The sequence below is a fragment of the Streptomyces sp. NBC_00322 genome, assembly GCF_036147535.1.
Taxonomy (GTDB): Bacteria; Actinomycetota; Actinomycetes; order Streptomycetales; family Streptomycetaceae; genus Streptomyces.
On record NZ_CP108019.1, the window covers coordinates 4,708,620 to 4,723,556 of the forward strand.

The 14,937-nt window shown below is 68.8% G+C and carries 11 protein-coding genes and 1 tRNA gene; 5 read left to right on the forward strand and 7 right to left on the reverse strand.

Annotated elements, in window-relative coordinates; all coding sequences use genetic code 11:
- Window positions 1–40: 40 nt before the first annotated feature.
- The 4 genes from OG905_RS21435 (at window position 41) to OG905_RS21450 (ending at window position 7,126) form a co-directional block, all read left to right on the forward strand.
- On the forward strand, window positions 41–3,127 hold the full coding sequence (locus OG905_RS21435) for an FG-GAP-like repeat-containing protein (RefSeq protein ID WP_328675353.1): 3,087 nt from the start codon (window positions 41–43) through the stop codon (window positions 3,125–3,127).
- Window positions 3,128–3,236: 109 nt separating this feature from the next.
- Window positions 3,237–5,354: an FG-GAP repeat domain-containing protein gene (locus OG905_RS21440; RefSeq protein WP_328675355.1), complete on the forward strand. Its 2,118-nt coding sequence runs from the start codon at window positions 3,237–3,239 to the stop codon at window positions 5,352–5,354.
- Window positions 5,355–5,402: 48 nt separating this feature from the next.
- Window positions 5,403–6,965, forward strand: a complete 1,563-nt coding sequence (locus tag OG905_RS21445) for an amino acid permease (protein ID WP_328675357.1) — start codon at window positions 5,403–5,405, stop codon at window positions 6,963–6,965.
- A gap of 88 nt (window positions 6,966–7,053) precedes the next feature.
- A tRNA-Lys gene (locus OG905_RS21450) sits at window positions 7,054–7,126 on the forward strand.
- A gap of 98 nt (window positions 7,127–7,224) precedes the next feature.
- Here OG905_RS21450 and OG905_RS21455 read toward each other — a convergent pair.
- The 7 genes from OG905_RS21455 to OG905_RS21485 all read right to left on the reverse strand — a co-directional run bounded on the left by OG905_RS21455 (window position 7,225) and on the right by OG905_RS21485 (window position 14,084).
- Window positions 7,225–7,641: a DUF7144 family membrane protein gene (locus OG905_RS21455; RefSeq protein WP_328675359.1), complete on the reverse strand. Its 417-nt coding sequence runs from the start codon at window positions 7,639–7,641 to the stop codon at window positions 7,225–7,227.
- Window positions 7,642–7,694: 53 nt separating this feature from the next.
- Window positions 7,695–8,111 carry an SHOCT domain-containing protein gene (locus OG905_RS21460; protein ID WP_328675361.1) on the reverse strand — a complete coding sequence of 139 codons (417 nt, stop codon included), beginning with the start codon at window positions 8,109–8,111 and terminating at the stop codon, window positions 7,695–7,697.
- Between the two features lie 116 nt (window positions 8,112–8,227).
- Complete coding sequence (locus tag OG905_RS21465) at window positions 8,228–9,670, reverse strand: DUF2252 domain-containing protein (RefSeq protein WP_328675363.1); 1,443 nt, start codon at window positions 9,668–9,670, stop codon at window positions 8,228–8,230.
- Between the two features lie 29 nt (window positions 9,671–9,699).
- Entirely contained in the window at window positions 9,700–9,897 is a 198-nt protein-coding gene (locus tag OG905_RS21470) for a hypothetical protein (RefSeq protein ID WP_328675365.1), read from the reverse strand.
- Window positions 9,898–10,000: 103 nt separating this feature from the next.
- Complete coding sequence (locus tag OG905_RS21475) at window positions 10,001–11,647, reverse strand: LuxR C-terminal-related transcriptional regulator (protein WP_328675366.1); 1,647 nt, start codon at window positions 11,645–11,647, stop codon at window positions 10,001–10,003.
- Window positions 11,648–11,681: 34 nt separating this feature from the next.
- A complete protein-coding gene (locus OG905_RS21480; protein WP_328675369.1) occupies window positions 11,682–13,025 on the reverse strand; it encodes a hypothetical protein in 1,344 nt (447 codons plus the stop codon).
- A gap of 129 nt (window positions 13,026–13,154) precedes the next feature.
- Complete coding sequence (locus OG905_RS21485) at window positions 13,155–14,084, reverse strand: peptidoglycan recognition protein family protein (RefSeq protein ID WP_328675371.1); 930 nt, start codon at window positions 14,082–14,084, stop codon at window positions 13,155–13,157.
- A gap of 281 nt (window positions 14,085–14,365) precedes the next feature.
- Here OG905_RS21485 and OG905_RS21490 point away from each other — a divergent pair, with 281 nt between their 5' ends.
- Window positions 14,366–14,824, forward strand: coding sequence for an endonuclease VII domain-containing protein (locus tag OG905_RS21490; protein WP_328675373.1), 459 nt, complete (start codon window positions 14,366–14,368; stop codon window positions 14,822–14,824).
- Window positions 14,825–14,937 lie beyond the last annotated feature (113 nt).

The window sequence follows — 14,937 nt, forward strand, 5'->3', positions numbered from 1 at the left end:
TGCCCCATGCCCTGTTTCTTCTTCCATGGGGAGGGCCTGAGTGGCCAGTCGTGCCGTCGTCCGCGCCACCACAGCAGCCGCCGCTGCCGTATCGCTCGCGCTGGGTATCGGTCTCGGACCCGTCGAGGCTCAAGCGGACCCGGTCGAGCCCGCTGCTGCCGTCGAGATCCCGGCCACGTTCCGTGCGTCTCCCCGGGGGCTCGGGCTCCTGGGTACCGGGCCGTACGGATGGGCTGATGCGGCAGGCGCCGAGGGTGTCTTCCACACGCAGGAAGGCGTGGCCGGCAATCTGTGGACCCGCTACTCCGACGGCCGTACGTTTCCCGCGCAGCGGACGGGGACTGGCCCACTCAGCCAGACGGCCGGCACTGGAGCTGACATCCTCGCCTACGTCGGCGGCAGCGATGTCGAACTGCGCGATCCGGCCGCCGGGACCTCGCAGTTCGTGACGGTGCCGGCCGGCCTCTCGTACAGCGGGGTGTACGGCAGCACGGTGGTCGCGGTGAAGCGCGAGACCGTCGTGGTCGACGGCACCTCCACCTCACGGATCACCGCGGTGCACCTGCTGGACGCCGCCGAGGACGGCACCACCCGGGACCGGCTCGTCACCGGGCTGCCCGAGGGGGGTGTCTACGGCACGGCCACCGCCGGAGACGCGAAGACCGTTGTGCTGCGGGTCAAGGTGGCCGATGTCCTTCGCCTGGCGACGGTGGATGTCTCCACCGCGCGCGTGACCGCCTACACGGCATCGGCCGACTACAACGGAGTGCTGCTGTCACCGCAGTACTTGGGCTGGTACAGCGTGAGTGGCACGATCAAGGTCGTACCCAGATCCGACATCACGGCGGCTCCGGTCGAACTCTCCGCCCCGGCGCCGCAGGATCGCGTCGGCTATGAGGTCGGACTGGTCGGGGACTGGGTCGTTCACATCAATACGACTACGAACCGGCTCATGGCGACCCCCATCGCCGGGGGGACGCCACAGACGTTGCTCGCCAAGAACACTTTCCAGCTCTCGCAGGCCCCCGACGGCACTGTTCTCGCCGTCGGAGGCGAGGACGCCGACGACTGGGCGTTGCGCCGGATCAGCGCGGGCACGGACGGTGCGCCCAATCTCACCACGGTGCTTGACCTGCCGCCCGTGCCCGTGCCCGTGCGGGGAATCGCCACCGGGGACGGGTATCTGCTCTCCACCGACGCGAGTTCCGGCCCGTTCCGTGCTCAGTTCCGGATGCTGGAAGTTCGCGGAACACCCACGCAGCTGATCAAGCGGACGCTGAACGGCCCGTTCGCGAGCTGCGCAGGGAACGATCCGGGGTGCGCGGCTCTCAAGGCCTCGGGTGACGGACGCTTCGCTTATGTACTGCGCCACCCGGGGTCGTACGTCGGTGACGAGATCAGGACCATCGATTCCAATTTCGCCGCCTTCCTGTACAGCAGCAGGACTCACGGCGGCAGCGTCACCGATGCCGCCGGCCGGTACGTGATCTACACCAACCCGGCTGCCGACCAGCAACTGGTCCTCGACGTGACCACGCACGAGATGGTGCTGACGCGTGCCGCCCAGGCCGCCGCCGTGTGGGCGGGGCAGCTGTGGAGCCCGGGGATCACGGCCGGGACGGTGACCGCGTACGACCTCGCGGCCAAGAGGACCACGGAGACGGTCGACACCGGCGCGGGCTGCGTTCCCGAGGAACTGCAGGCGCTCGGACGCTGGCTCTACTGGTCCTGCGGGGCGAGCGGCGGTGCCGGGGTTTACGACCGTACGGCCAAGAAGAGCGTCGCCGTTGCAGCCGACGAGGCGCTGCTGGGCGACGGTTACCTGGTCCGCCACGACAAGACCGCAGGCAAGCTGGAACTGACCGACTTCTCGGGCGGTACGGCCGTGGACCGCGAGGTCGCCGATCTCCCTGCGACCGCAGCCTCGCAGCGCGGCATCCGCTGGACGGTGGACAAGTTCGGCGGGCACATCGCCTATGCGGACGCGGCGGAGCGGATGCATGTCGTGCCCACCGGGGTGGCGACTCAGCCGCTCTCCGTCTCGGAGGTGTCGAAGACCGTCACCGGGGACGGCAGCAACGGAGGCGAGTGGCAGTTCTCGGGTGTTCTGTCCAAGCCGGCCAACTCTGTGACAGTGACGGTCAAGGACAAGACCACCGGTGCCGTGATCCGCACCATGCGCGGCAACGAGGAGGTCCGCGGACACCTTGAGCGTTCCTGGGACGGCCGGTCGGACAGCGGAGGTCTGATGCCGGACGGCGTATACACCTGGACGCTGACCGCGCAGCCCGCCGACGGGCACGGCGCCCCGCTGACTTTGACCGGGCTGTTCACGCAGACCCATGGTGCGCCGGCCCGGCGGGACTTCTCGTACCCCCGGGACGGCGTCGGTGACCTGGTCGCACTCGACCGCGACGACGCCATGCGCTTCCACTTCGGCAACGGTGCCGGAGGCTTCCGGAGCGGTGGCTTCATGTATTGGTACAACGTCACACAGGCGGTCCCGCTCGGTGACATGAACGGTGACCGCTGCAACGATCTGATCCTGCGGGAGACCGACGGCCAACTCTCGCGCATCAATGGGCGCTGCACCTCATCGGGTGGCCCGCTCGACGACTCCGCGCAAGGACTGGGCGGCGGCTGGAACCAGTTCAATGTGCTGACCTCACCAGGTGATCTGACGGGCGACGGACGCCCGGACCTGGTGGCGCGTCAGGCCTCCACGGGCGATCTGTATCTGTACGCGGACAACGGCTCGGGCGGTCTGAAGGCCCGCGGCAGGATCGGCACCAAGTGGACGGCGTACCGAGCAGTGTTCGGTGCCGGGGATCTGAACGGCGACGGGATCGGCGACCTGCTGGCGGTCGACAAGGCGAACTCGCTGTGGCGGTACGACGGTACGGCGACGGGCGGGCTGAAGCCGCGGGTGCTCGTGTTCGGCAACAACTGGGGCGTCGGCCGCAATGCGTTCGTCGGTGTCGGTGACATCACCAAGGACGGGAAGCCGGATCTCATCACCCGTAACGCGGCCGGCCACCTGCTGCGCAACAACGGAAACGGCAAGGGTTCGTTCGGATCGACAGCGAAGATCGGGACGGGGTGGCAGGGCTACAAGGGCCTCTTCTGAGACCCGAGCTGACAACCGGTCAACCGTGTACAACCAAGCGATGGTTCGGGCTGTCGTACCTTCCGAGTCGATGAGGCGCTGTAGCTGAGGCGCTCACCAGGGGGTACGCATGACCCGCACCGCCGCACGTACCAAACGCAGCCTCGTGCTCGGGGCCGTCGCCGCCCTCATCGCCGGCGGTCTCGGGCTCGCGCCCGGCGGTGTCGCCGTCGCGGAGGGGCAGGGCGAGCCGGAAGAGGTCGTCATCGACCTGGGGACCTACCAGGGCAGGCCCGCCGTGCCCGAGCGCATCGCGCTCGGCGGCGGGCGGCTCGGGGTGGTGGCCCGGGTCGATCCGGAGGTCGGGCGCAGGCTGTATGCGTACGACCTCGCCGTCACCGGCACGCCCGAGCCCGGGCCGCGGTGGACCGACATTGCCGATGTGTGGGACGGCTACCCGGAGTTCGGCCCGCTGGTCCATGCGCTCGGGGACGGCCGGTTCGCGTACACCAATCCGAGCGGGGCCAGTCACAGCGTCTCCGGCGAGGGGATGTCGTACAACACCATCACCGTGGGGCAGCTCGGTACGGAGCAGCGGATGGTGGCCGCGGAGGGGCGGTTCTTCGCGGTCGACGAGCCGAGTACGGGCAGGCAGTACGTCGCCAACTTCGACGGCGAGCTGCCCACGGTCCTCACCACGCGTCCGATCAGTGCCGTCGCCATCTGGGGCAGCACCATGTGGACGCCGGGCAGCAATCCCGGGTGGCTGCGGTGGTACGACCTGGCCCGCAGGACCGACGCTCCGTACGACCAGGCCACCGGCCTGAGCTGTACGCCGGACGAGCTGCAGAAGGTCGGCCGCTGGTTCTACTGGCGCTGTGACGGCGCCGCGAGGTCATGGATCTGGGACTCCGGCGTCAGCTTCCCCCAGATCATCAGCTTGCCGTACTCCAAGTCCGCGAAGCTCGGCGACGGATTCGTCGTCCAACAGGGCGACGGGACCGGGGCGTTGACCATGACCGACTTCCACGGCGGCGCCCGTGAGATGCCGGTCACCACGACGCTGGCCGACAAGGCGGCGCCGGGGGCGGGCATGTGGAGCGTCGACAAGTACGGCGGTCATGTCGCCTACACGGACACTGAGGGACGTATCCACATCAAGCCGGTGACCGTGCCGCGTGGCGACTTCTACGCCCTCGACGTGTCCGCCCCGGCCACCGTCGACGACCTGCACTGGCCCTGGAGGGCGAAGGTGCTGCTGAACCGCCCGTCCGCCACCCGCACCTTCAAGGTCAAGGACTGGCGCAGGGGCGTCCTGGTGAACGAGACCAGTACGGAACGGACCGCCGCGCTCGTCAGTGCCCAGTGGGATGCCCGGGACCGGGAGCCGAAGGACCGGGTCAGCGGCCCGTACCAGTGGGAGATGACCGTGCAGCCGGCCGACGGCACGGGCGAGTCGTGGACGCCCGGTTCCCTGCGGCTCGTCAACGGCGCCTCGGCCTTCCGGGACATGAACGCCGACGGCTACGGCGAGTTCTACTCGATGACGACGACGGGCAAGGCGGCCGTACACCACCCGCGGGGCGGCGCCCGCTCCTGGGCCACCACCGGATGGGACCCGCGCACGCGTCTCGTCCCGTACGGATCGAACACCGACAACCCGCGAAGCAATGTCCTGATCCGGACCCCCGACGGCACCCTCTACCGTGCGGGCGGCGGCAGCAACCCCATCGACCCGAAAGAGCCGCTTCAGCTGATGGGCAAGGGCTGGAACGGATTTGACGCCTTCGCCGCTTCCGACGACTTCAGCGGGGACGGCCGTCCCGATCTGCTCGTACGCCAGGCGGCCACCGGCTATCTCTTCCTCTACCGGGGCAATGCGCGTGCCGGTCTCGACCCGGCCGTGAAGGTCGGCTCGGGCTGGAAGGGCTGGAAGATCATCGGCGCCGACGACCTCAACGGCGACGGCATAGGGGATCTGCTGGCGCGAGACGCGGGCGGTGAGGTGTGGCGCTACGACGGCACGGGGACGGGCTCGTTCAAGCCGCGGACGCTGGTTTTCAGCAACTGGGGCGCGGGACGCAGGGACATCATCGCGGTGGGTGACGTCACGGGCGACGGCGTGGGCGATCTGCTCTCCCGCGATACGAACGGCAAGCTGCTGCGCAACAGGGGCGACGGCAGGGGCTCCTTCGGCTCCACGGAACAGATCGGAAGCGGCTGGCAGTACTACCGGGCGCTGTTTTAGGCCACCGATGGCGCATGTGGTGCCCCCGGCGAGGGAATTGCTGGGGGCATGACAGATGACGCCACTGCGGGAGGCCCCCCGCCAACAGCACCCGTTCCCGAAGCCGCCCTCACACCACCCTCCGCGGGCACCGACGAGGAACGCCTGGCCCAGCTCGGCTACACCCAGGTCCTCGCCCGCCGGATGTCGGCGTTCTCCAACTACGCCGTCTCGTTCACCATCATCTCGGTCCTCTCCGGCTGTCTCACCCTCTACCTCTTCGGCATGAACACCGGCGGCCCGGCCGTGATCACGTGGGGCTGGGTCGCCGTCGGGCTGATGACCCTGTTCGTCGGCCTGGCGATGGCCGAGATCTGTTCGGCGTACCCGACCTCCGCGGGCCTGTACTTCTGGGCCCACCGGCTGGCACCGCCGCGCACCGCGGCCGCCTGGGCCTGGTTCACGGGCTGGTTCAACGTGCTTGGCCAAGTCGCCGTCACGGCGGGCATCGACTTCGGCGCCGCCTCCTTCCTCGGCGCGTACCTCAATCTCCAGTTCGACTTCGAGGTCACGCCGGGGCGGACGATCCTGCTGTTCGCCGCGATCCTGATGCTGCACGGCCTCCTCAACACCTTCGGCGTACGCATCGTCGCGATCCTCAACAACGTCAGCGTCTGGTGGCATGTGCTGGGCGTCGCGGTGATCGTCGGCGCGCTCACCTTCGCCCCCGACTCGCACCAGTCGGCGTCCTTCGTGTTCACGAAGTTCGTGAACAACACCGGCTGGGGCAGCGGCATCTACGTCGTCCTCATCGGACTGCTGATGGCCCAGTACACCTTCACCGGCTACGACGCCTCGGCCCACATGACCGAGGAGACCCACGACGCCGCGACCGCAGGACCGCGCGGCATCGTCCAGTCCATCTGGACCTCGTGGATCGCGGGCTTCGTCCTGCTGCTCGGCTTCACCTTCGCCATCCAGTCGTACGAAGGAGCCCTCACCTCTCCGACAGGAGCGCCGCCGGCCCAGATCCTGCTGGACGCTCTCGGTGCGAGTGCCGGGAAGCTGCTGCTCCTGGTCGTCATCGGCGCGCAGCTCTTCTGCGGTATGGCGTCCGTCACCGCGAACAGCCGCATGATCTACGCCTTCTCCCGGGACGGCGCCCTGCCGTTCTCGAACGTCTGGCACACGGTCAGCCCCCGGACCCGTACGCCCGTCGCCGCGGTCTGGCTCGCGGCGATCGGCGCGCTGGTCCTCGGTCTGCCGTATCTGATCAATGTCACCGCGTACGCCGCCGTGACCTCGATCGCGGTCATCGGCCTCTACATCGCCTACGTCATCCCCACCCTGCTGCGGCTGCTGCGCGGAGACAGCTTCGAACGCGGCCCCTGGCACCTGGGCCGCTGGTCACGCCCGATCGGCATCGTGGCGGTGATCTGGGTCGCGGTGATCACCGTGCTCTTCATGCTTCCGCAGGTCTCCCCGGTCACCTGGGAGACGTTCAACTACGCCCCGGTCGCGGTGCTGGCCGTCCTGGGCTTCGCCGCGGCCTGGTGGCTGGCCTCGGCCCGCCACTGGTTCCTCAACCGCAACCACCCCCGCACCATCGCCCGCGAGACGTCTCGTCGGTGACCTGCCGCGGCGCCTCGACGGGGCCGGTGATCCGATACCCGATCGGCTCACCGGTCCCGTCCGGCTATGCTCAGGGATGTTGTGCCGAGGGCCGTTAGCTCAATTGGCAGAGCAGCGGACTTTTAATCCGTTGGTTGTGGGTTCGAGTCCCACACGGCCTACCCGCGAACGCGGCGCCCCGACCGGTCTCCACCGGTCGGGGCGCCGCGTCGTTCCCGGCTGTTGCTGCAGGGCGTTGTCCGCGCTCCCGCTCCGGCCGTCAGCCGGTCATCGTGTCCCGCTTCACGACGCACAGCGCCCAGATGACGAACGCGTACAGGGCGATACAGATGACCGACCAGACCGGGTAGTACGGCAGCGACAGGAAGTTCGTGATGATGAGCATTCCCGCGATCGCGATGCCGATGATCCGTGCCCAGAGCGGGGCCCTGAACAGGCTCAGACCCACGAGGATGGCTACGGCTCCGAGGATCAGGTGGAACCAGCCCCAGCCGGTCACGTCGTACTGGAACGTGTAGTTCGGTGTCCGCACGAAGATGTCGTCCTCGGCGATGCCCATGATGCCTCGGAAGAGGTCCATGACACCGGTGATGATCAGCATGACCGCGGCGAACACCACGAGCCCGCCGGCTGCCGCCTGTGCTCCCTCGGAGCGGTGGTGAATTGTCTGTGCCATGACGTTTCCTCTACTCCCGTACTCCTGAGATCGGTCACGTACTCCCGAGGGGGTCAGTGCAGGATCTTTTCCTTGGCCGCCTGGAACTCGGCCTCGGACAGATCACCCTTGGCCTTGAGCTCGGACAGCTTGGCGAGCTCGTCCGCCTGGCTCTTGGCGCCCCCGGCATCGGCCGTCTCCCGGATGTAGGTGTCCACGGCTGCCTGCTGTTCCTGCGCGTGCCGGATTTCGCGCTTGCCCATCTGGTTGCCCCGGGCGATCACGTACACCAGGACGCCGAGGAACGGGACGATCAGCACGAAGATCAGCCATGCCGTCTTGGCCCATCCGCTCATCTCGTGGTCACGGAAGATGTCGACGATGATCCGGAACAGGAGCATCAGCCAGATGATCCAGAGGAAGATCCACATCACGGTCCAGAAGGCGCCCAGCACGGGATAGTCGTACGCCAGGACCAGATCGCCAGCCATAGCTCTCCTCCTGCCTCGCTTTCGGACCCCAGGGGTCCGCTTGTTTCCAGACTCCTCGTTTCCCCCGGCGAGCCCTCACCCGCCACGGGTGAATCCGTAGGACTTGCCGACCCGGATCAGAGGGTCTCCGCGGTGACCCGTCCCGTGCGCGCAGCGTCGGTCAGGGCCTGGAAATCGCGCTCGTTCTGGTCGGCGTAGAGCTCGGCGAACTCCGCCAGCGCCCGGTCGAAGGAGTCGTTGCTGCCGAGGTAGGCGGCGATGGCGATCCGGTCGCCGGAGCGGGCGTGGGCACGGGCCAGCGTGATGCCACAGAGCGTGCCGAAGAATTCCAGCTGGCCCGGGTCCATGAGCTCGGGCCGGGCGATGCCCTTCCAGTCGCGCAGCTGGCGGATGTAGAAGTCGCGCTGCAGACCGTCGATGCCCGTGACGTGCTCCCAGCCGAGGAAGATGTCGCCGGCGGCCTGCATGAGCCGCTGCCCGGACACCACGCGCTCGCCCTGGTTCTCGTACTGGCCGACACCGGCGTACGGGGCGAGCACCGACTGGTCGGCCTCCTTGGCCTGCAGCAGCAGCGGGTCCTCGTCGTCCCTGCCGAGCATGAGCAGCACCCAGCAGCGGGTGCCAACGCTGCCGACTCCGACCACCTTGCGGGCGATGTCGACCATCCGGAACTGCTGGAGCAGATGCCGCCGGTCGGACGCGAGGCTGGTGCCGTACCGCTCGATGAGCAGACGTAGCTCCTGCTCCAGCACATGGCGCTCGACGTCGGGGAGCAGATCCTGCAGCGGCACGATCAACGGCGGGTCTGCCGTGATGCGGCGGTTGCCGTCGACGACGGTCGTGAGTTTGTTGAACGCCTGCACGGTGTCGCGGGTGCGGGCGGTGGTCAGTGCATGGAACATCCTGTCGCGGGCGCTCCTGCCCAGCGACTCGGGCATGAGCCCGCGGAGCTGCTCGGTGTCGGCCTGGGTGTACCAGACATCGAGGTTGCCCGTCCCGGCAAAGCCGCGCATCGCGTCCCGGTACGCCCGCACCGTGCCCCGTACGACGCTGCGGCGTTGCTTGGCCGAGAAGTCGTTGGCGCGGCCGGCGATCACGAGACTGGCCGTGAGCCGTTTGACGTCCCACTCCCAGGGGCCGGGCAGCGTCTCGTCGAAGTCGTTGATGTCGAAGACCAGATGCCGTTCGGGGGAGGCGAGCAGCCGGAAGTTCAGCAGGTGTGCGTCCCCGCAGAGCTGCGCGTAGATCCCGGTGTGGGGCGCGGCGCCCAGGTCGGAGGCCATGATCGCGGCGGCGCCGCGATAGAAGCGGAACGGTGATTCCAGCATCCGGCCGTAGCGGATGGGCACGAGCTCCGGGACGCGCGTGGCGGACTGGCGCTCGATGATCTCGACGGGTCCGGTCCGGTCCGCCGGCGGATCGAACTCGGCATGGCTGGATCGTGGAACCCGGGCGCGGGCAGCCTTGCCGATGGCGGCCCGCTCCTGGGTAGTCAGGTGTTCGCCCGGTGTCGTACGTGGGCCCGGTGTCGTCTGCGGGCCCGGTGTCGTGGCTGTCATCGCGCACTCCTTGCCGCTGGGGGGACCGGTCAGTCCGGCAGTCGGCGCATCTCCACCATGTGCAGGCCCAAGTCCTGGAAGCGCATGAGCAGTCCGTACAGATGCGCCTCGTCGGTGACGGGGCCGAAGAGCAGTGTCTGCGGCGCGGCAGCGACTTCCTCCAGCTCGGGGAAGGCCTCTGCGATGGGCCTGGACAGGCGGCCGGTGACGCGGAACTCGTAACGCATGCCCGCACTCCCCATCGGTCCTCGGGGGATCGTCTTTCCTGCATGCTGTCCGAGGTGCGAGGGGCGCGGCATCACCCGGAGGAGGTGAGCGCGCGGTCGCCGCTCAGAGCAGGTGGAACTCCTTTGCCCGGCGGACCGCGTCGCGGCGCCGGGAAACTGACAACTTGCGGTAGATGCTCCTTAGATGAGTCTTGACCGTATTAACGGATACGTACAGCTCTGTGGCGATCTCTTCGGTCGACATCATCTGTGCCGCTTGCCGGAGCACATCGCATTCGCGGTCGCTGAGCGTCTCGATGGGAGCCGGGTGCGCGGGGCCGCCGTCCGGGTGCGGCACGCCGTTGACCAGCTCGGCGGGGTGGCCGTCGACCGGCTCGGGCCGGTGTTCGAGCAGCTGCCGGAGCCAGGGGGAGGCTTCCGGGATGTCGGCGGGCATGCCCGCGAAGAGCCGTTCCATCCGGTGGGTGTCCGGGCCGTTGAGCGGGCCGCAGAGGGCGACGTGGTCGAGGACCAGGGAGGCGGCGTGCTCCCAGTCCCCGGCGGCGGCCGCGTGTTCCGCGGCCTCGACGATCAGGCCGGTTTCGGCGAACCAGTGGGCAGCGAGCCGGTGCAGCTTCCGTTCGAGGCCCGGCTGATGGCTGCGCAGATACGCTTGGAGAACCTCGGCGAACAGCGGGTGGAAGCGGCACCAGGGGGTGTCACCGATCGGCTCCACGAAGGCGTTGGCGTGGGTGAGAGCGGCCAGGATCCCCTCGCCGTCCTCGCGTCCGGTCAGCAGGTTCGCCAGCTGAGGGTGCACCCGGTCCAGGATGCTCGTGCGCACCAGCAGGTCCTGGGTGGCGGCGGGCTGGGCGTCGACGACCTCGGCGAGCAGATAGTCGGCAACGGCACTCTGGGACAGGGCGAACGAGCGGGCGAAGCCGGCCGGATCGTCGGTCTGCTGCATGGCCAGGGCACACAGGCGCAGTCCGGCTGCCCAGCCCTCGGTCCGCCGGGTGAGGGTGTCGGCGGTCTCCGCCGACGGGACGAGGCCGTGCCGCCGCAGCATTGTCGCGGTCTCGTGGCGGGTGAACGCCAGGTCGGCGCCGCGGATCTCGCAGATGCTGCCCTCGGCGCGATGGCGGTGCAGGGGGAGCAGCGGGTCGACGCGGCTTATCAGCACCAGGCGCAGCTGCGGCTCCGCGTGCCGCAGGACGAAGTTCAGGCCCGAGGCCACCTCGCGGTCGGGTACCCGGTCGAGGCCGTCGAGTACGAGAACCACCGGCTCGGGCAGCCGGGCCAGCGCGGAGGCGAAACGGACCAGCAGGGAACGGTCGACGCTGTCGGCGCGGGCCGGGGAGCCCACGACGGCCGGCAGCGTCACCGGGTGATGTCTGAAGGCTTCGAGGACGTAGGTCCAGAACACGCCGGGAGCGCTTTCGTCGTCCTCCAGGGTCAGCCACACGACCGGGTGCGCTGCCGCCGCCCTGGCCGCCCAGGAGGCGGCGAGCACGGTCTTCCCGGCGCCGGCGGGGCCTGTGATCAGGGTGAGCGGTCCCGCCGTTCCCTCGGTGAGACGGTCCAGCAGGCGCTTGCGGCGTACGAACGTCCCGGGAATCACGGGTACGGAGAATTTCGCGGCCAACAGAGGGTCACCGGCCGGAGTCAGCTGTGACCCTGTGGAGTTGGGGGGCATGGCGACCACCCTCTGGCTGTCGGCTGCCTTGTCCTGCCGACCGTACGGAGCGTGCCGGTCGGCGCAGTCGGACATCGTGCCGACGGCACTCGTAAGAACAGGTCAATCTTCACAGCGGCAGTTCATGATCGCCAGGCAGGGGATCACCACCGCCCGCGGGGGCGACCCGGTCCCGGCCCGTCGCGGCCAGCAAGGAGATCACGGCGAGGACCGCGAGCAGGATCAGTACGAGGAGCAGCACGGTCGCCACGGTCGGGTGGTTCCACAGGGCGAAGATCAGGGCCAGCAGGAGAAGCACCCCGAGATTGATCCAGTGGCGGTACTTGTTCGTCCAGGTGCCCACGGGGCCGGTGTTCACTCCGTGGGTGCCGCCCCAGCGGGCCACGGAGTCGGCGGTGCGCTCGGCCGTGCCCCGCACGGCGCGGGGCAGCCGCCCGGGTCCGATCAGGTAGGCGCCGAGAGCGATGATCACGCCGAGCACGATCACGGTGCGCAGGGTGACGCGAAGGAAGCGCAGGAGGGTGTCGAAGATCGCTGCGGCGGCGGCATCGGACTGCACCTGGTTGGGCAGGTGGTCGAGATAGTAGCGACGGGCGATCACCAGGGCGATGGCCACGATCAGGCATCCCACGGCGGCACCGAGAGCGGTCTTGGCCAGGGCGCGTCTGCGGTGATGGGCGAGCAGCACACCTGCCGCGCCGAGAAGCACAGTGATGATCGGCAGCCAGTTGCCGAGCACATCGAGCGCGTGTGCGGCGTCCTGGATGTTGTCGAGCTTGTCGGACTTGAAGAGGACCAGGGTCTTGTTGACGTCGGGAATCTTCGAGGCCGGCTGCAGTCCCGCGTCGACGAGCTCCTTCTTGACGGTCTCCACGACCGTGCCGACGCTGAGGGTGACGGTCCCTTCCTCGACGCCGACGGCCCCTCGCCCCTTGCCGGTGAGCGCGTGGACGACGGCCGAGTGGCCGGCGCGGTTGGCCTCGGTCCAGAGCGTCTCGAACCTGTCGCTCTCGACGAAGCGGCGGGCAATCTTCTCGACCGCGCTGTCCACGGCCGATTCCAGTTGGGGGGCGAAGCCCTTGACGGCTTGCGCGGCGGTGGGAGGCAGCCCCTGCGACTGGAGCCAGTCCGCCACGTTGGAGGTGAACTGCTTGGCGTCGAAGCGGACGTTCACTGCCTGGACCGCGCGCTGCACCGCGGCGTCCTCGATCGCCGGATTGCTCGCCAGGGGAGCGACCGTTTCGACGTACCGGTCGGTGTCGAGTGCGATGTCGTGCACCCAGACGGTCAGTACGGACAGCGGGACGAGGATGCACGCGAGGACGATGAGGACGGCCGAGGACACCTTCCTGGTGATCCGTCCGGCCGTGGAGGCGACGCGTCCACCGCCCTTCGGCGCACCCTCGCTCGCAGGGCTTGCTGGTTCCTGCGGTTGTTCCGGCGGGCTCGTCATCCGTAGCTCCTGCGTCAGGGCCGTGGGCGTCGTGGGGCTGCTGCCTCTGGTCCATTTCCGCCCATGTCCCCGGGTACGGCACGTCCGGACCGGCCGAACGGGCGAATCGCGGGAGCTCGGTCCGCTCTGTCAGGCGGCGAGGTAGTCGCCGGTGACGAGGCGGTGGGTGAGGAGGGCGGTGCTGCCGTCGGGGGTGGTGACACACACCTCGAACCGCAGGTGCTTGCCCTCGGGCACGTCGGCGTTGTGGAGGAACTGGTGGCCGCCCGAGCCGCCCGTGATGGTGATGTCGCCGTATCCGGACTTGCCGGAGCCGTCGGCGTCGGTGGAGTAGAACCGGCCGTCTATGCGACTGCCGGCGGGGGCGCTCGTGATGGTGAGCTGTACGTACACCGGGCCGATCAGCGTGCGCGGCCCGGCGTGGATGACGGCGTCCTTGAAGGCGAGGGGGACCCAGTCCCCGGACGGCAGCTCGACGTCGATGGCGTTCGCTTCGTACAGCTTCGCGATGGGCATGTCCGGCTCCTGGGGCGGGTCGGTGGCGTGGGCGACGATCCCGGGGAACACGACCTCGCGGAACTGCTTCACGCGGGCGTCGCCGGGGCAGGCGGTGCCGGATATGGCCCACTCGGGGTGGAGGCGGTGGTAGCCGTAGCCGGGGTCGTCATGGGTGCGGCAGATCCTGAGCGGGACGCCGTGGTGCTGGTGCAGCCATACGCCGACGCGGATGAGCTGGGCGACCTGCTCGTCCGTCCACGGGTCGGTCCCGCTGGTGTTGCTGGCGGTCTCGACCGATACGGCACCGGTCCCGTCGGGGCGGCGGTTGGCCTGGTAGTTGGCGTCGGCGCGGGTCTCCGTGCCGATGTACTGGCCGAGGCTGCCGTCGTAGCCTAGGCCGAAGTGACTCTCAAGATTGGTGGACTGCCAGTACTCGTAAATCCGTTGGATCGTCCACGGCGCCGCAACGCTGTGGAGGATGAACTGGGTTGGTCGGATGGCGGGTTGCTGGTCGCTTTCGGGCTGAAGCTCCAGCTTCTGAGCGAATGGGCACCAAGCCATCAGGGTGCCTCCTTTTGATTCGGGCACATCATCTCGGGGGAATCGGCATGGACGAACTCACCTGCACTGTCGAGGACTGCAACCGCCCCATACGCGTGCGCTCTCGAGGGTGGTGCGCCATGCACTACCAGCGGTGGCAACGCCACGGAGATACGGGCCCTGGAGCCCCGCGCCGCGTCCATGCCGGCACGGCCACGGAGACCCGGTGGTGTGAGTTCCCCGGTTGCACGCGGAAGTACATCAGCAAGGGGCTGTGCGCGAGCCACAACTGGCAACGGAACATGGGGCGCGAGCTGACTCCGCTGCCGGACCGGCGGGAGGCCAAGCCGACCGACCGGAACGAGCGGGGGGAGAAGCAGTGCCGCACTTGCCTCGTCTGGCTTCACCTGGACATGTTCCACCGGAACGCCAGCGCCCAGGACGGTCTGCAGGGCCATTGCCGAGGCTGCGCGCGGGACGCGCAGCGCAAGACGCTGTACCGGCTGCCGCGCGGGCGTTACGCGGAGATGCTGGCAAGCCAGGGGGGCGCGTGCGCCATCTGCAAGCAGACGGACGCCACCGGGCTCACCCTGTCCATTGATCATGACCACGCCTGCTGTCCCGACTCCGCCGAGTCTTGTGGCCAATGCGTCCGCGGCCTGCTGTGCACCGCGTGCAACCACGGACTGGGGAAGTTCCGTGACAGCCCGGAGTTCCTGCGTGCCGCAGCGGCGTACCTCGATCGGCACGCTGCCCGATAGCCGGATCGCAGGCTGCGAGTCGGACTCGGGCTGGAGCTCGTACTTGGTGGCGCCGGGATACCAGGCCATGCGTCCTCCCATCAGGAGTTGCGCCGTGCCGTTCCCTCGCGGGA